Source organism: Synechocystis salina LEGE 00031 (genome assembly GCF_015207985.1).
GTDB lineage: Bacteria > Cyanobacteriota > Cyanobacteriia > Cyanobacteriales > Microcystaceae > Synechocystis > Synechocystis salina.
Genome location: NZ_JADEVV010000103.1, coordinates 1 through 2590, shown reverse-complemented (window position 1 = coordinate 2590; position 2590 = coordinate 1). Strand labels below are relative to the sequence as shown.

Genomic DNA, 2590 nt, shown 5'->3' with positions numbered 1-2590 from the left:
CCCTGCTACACCCCCAACTGCGGCTGCCGCTCCCCCCATGGCCGCCCCGGTGGACTACACTCCCCCACCGCTGGAAATCCGAGTCGGCATTCAGAGGGATGTGCCAAGTGTGGCGATCGCCGTTTCTAGCCAGGGATATCTACAGAATCGTCAAGGGCAAGGGCTGATGAGCCTCAATGCGGGCCAAAGTCTTAACGTCACCGCCCAGGGCAATAGTCTGCTGATTAACGGTCGTTCGGTTCCCAGCGTAGTCTGGTTTACCGCTGACGCCAATGGCTATTTGGCCGTAGGCGATCGTTGGTACCGAGGAAGGGTGTTGTTGGTGCCCCGGGGGGATAAGGTCTTGGCGGTTAACTATGTCAATTTGGAGCATTATTTAACCAGTGTGGTCGGTAGCGAAATGCACTCCACTGCCCCCACCGAAGCCCTCAAAGCCCAGGCGATCGCCGCCCGTTCCTATGCCTTAGTCCATATGGTGCGGCCCGCTAGCCAATGGTTTGACCTAGGGGATACCCAACGGTGGCAAGTGTACAAAGGCATCGGTAGTGAACAAGGCCCTTCCCATAATGCCGTTACTTCCACCCTGGGGCAGGTGTTGAGCCATAACGGGGGAGTGGTGGAATCCCTCTACGCATCCACGGATGAAATTGTGGCCCGGGTGCATAAAGGTAAGGGCATGAGTCAGTATGGAGCCTACGACTTAGCTCGTCAGGGTTACAACTATCAGCAAATTCTCAGCCGTTACTATCCTGGGGTGGAAGTGGCCCGGGTAGTGTTAAAAAATTGAGTCGTTTTGGCTGATTGCTTGCCCGGCCTTCCCCAGTTTTTCGATAAAGTATAAGAAGTTACCAGTTAACTAAAGCAAACTCCTTTTCACCGGAAATAAAACCATGAGTACCCAAGATAAAGCCAGGGAACTGCTGGCCAGGGATCGTCAGAACGAAAATCAATTGCAGGAAAACATGGCGGCTCGGGCGGCAGAAACAGAATTGACCGTAGCAGAAGACTTGGACGAGAAAGCCAGGGAATTGTTAGCCGAAGAACGACAACAGGAAAAACATGTGGAAGAAACCATGCTCAGTCGTTCCACCGAGGAATTGAGCTAATTGTAATTATACTGATCTTCTAGCCAAACCCTTTCCCCACAAGCCTTGCCAAGGGTTTAGGGCATATCCTTTCCGTATAGTGACTAAAACTCAATGCCTGGTTGAGCCTTAACATTTTGCTCCCGGAAAGGGTGCTTGACCAGGGTCATTTCTGTGACTAAATCGGCCCGGTCGATCAATGGCTGGGGTGCTCCCCGGCCCGTCAAAATAACGTGATTAGACTCCGGTTTTTCTTCTAGTCCCGCTAGTACAGTTTCCACGTCCAGATAGCCCAGTTTTAACGCCACATTTACCTCATCCAGTAGGACTAGCTGGTAATCAGGATTGCGGATATACTCCAGCGCTTTTTGCCACGCTGCATGGGCGATCGCCTGGTCCCGCTGCCGGTCTTGGGTTTCCCACGTAAAACCTTCCCCCAGGGCCAAAAAAGTTAATTGGTCTTGCCAAGGAGCAAAGGCCGCCTTTTCGGCCGGTTCCCAAGCCCCTTTGATGAACTGAATAATGGCCACCTGATAACCATGACCCAGGGACCGCAACACCATCCCCAGGGCAGCGGTGGTTTTGCCCTTGCCGTTGCCAGTGTGAACAATTACCAGACCCTTCTCTGCCTTGGCCGCCGCAATGCGCTCATCCTGTAAAGCTTTGCGCTTTTGCATCTTAATTTTGTACTGCTCATCGGACAGGGAATTGGCCATGGTAACTGTTAAGAATTTCTGCAAAAATTGTAACTCTTGCAGGGGACAAATGTTAAGAGTTTGTTGTGAAAACTGCGATGATCCCCATTTTTATTTACGATAATAATAGATTAAAAACCTAATCTTTTAGAAAAATCTCTAGCAATAGAGGGGGTATAAAAATGGATATTAATCAATATTTTGCCAATTGTAGCGACGATTATCTCGATTCTGAACAGAATAGCTCTGAGCAATTTTTGCTCGCAGATCTGACGGGATCAGATGAAGATGACATTTTTTTTGATGGCTTAATTGACCGGGATACGGGTTTTGGTCATGTGGTCAGACTGATGAGAATGCCCCACCTAGACAATGGCAACCTCAGCGGCGGTGATCCCGATGACAACTGGTATCAAGCAGAAGTAGTGGGGGAAGAAGCAGTGGGCGGCGACAATCCTACCCCCGATCAGAATGTGACGGAAGGATTACTGCAATCCATGGGCATTGCCAGTGTGGATGGTCGGCCCGTGGCCACGGTAAGAAACTTTGGGGCTAGGGATCAACGTCGTTGGGAACTGGACCCCGATTCTGCTGAAGACCATCAAAATCCCCAGGACGAAGACTGAATTCAAATTAAGTTTTGGGTAGAAAGTTTGGGGGCAGAGCGATTAGAATCAGGGCTGAACTATTTACCGCTCCGCTAGCTGTAACTTTTAGCGTCTGCCTTTTGCATGACTGAATTACCCCCCAATCCTAATTCCATAGCTGTTTCCCGTCGCACTGCGCTAAAACTTTTGGGGGTGGGTACCC

General features: G+C 50.4%; 4 protein-coding genes. 3 read left to right on the top strand and 1 reads right to left on the bottom strand.

Going from position 1 to position 2590, the window contains the following annotated elements; all coding sequences use genetic code 11:
• The coding region (locus IQ217_RS18645; protein WP_194021412.1) for a SpoIID/LytB domain-containing protein at positions 1-787 on the top strand (787 nt) is incomplete at its 5' end.
• A 103-nt stretch (positions 788-890) separates the two neighbouring features.
• Positions 891-1106 carry a hypothetical protein gene (locus tag IQ217_RS18640; protein ID WP_194021408.1) on the top strand — a complete coding sequence of 72 codons (216 nt, stop codon included), beginning with the start codon at positions 891-893 and terminating at the stop codon, positions 1104-1106.
• An 83-nt stretch (positions 1107-1189) separates the two neighbouring features.
• Here IQ217_RS18640 and cobO read toward each other — a convergent pair whose 3' ends face one another.
• Entirely contained in the window at positions 1190-1801 is a 612-nt protein-coding gene (gene cobO / locus IQ217_RS18635) for a cob(I)yrinic acid a,c-diamide adenosyltransferase (RefSeq protein ID WP_194021406.1), read from the bottom strand.
• Between the two features lie 161 nt (positions 1802-1962).
• Here cobO and IQ217_RS18630 point away from each other — a divergent pair, with 161 nt between their 5' ends.
• Entirely contained in the window at positions 1963-2406 is a 444-nt protein-coding gene (locus IQ217_RS18630) for a DUF6335 family protein (protein WP_228024282.1), read from the top strand.
• Positions 2407-2590 lie beyond the last annotated feature (184 nt).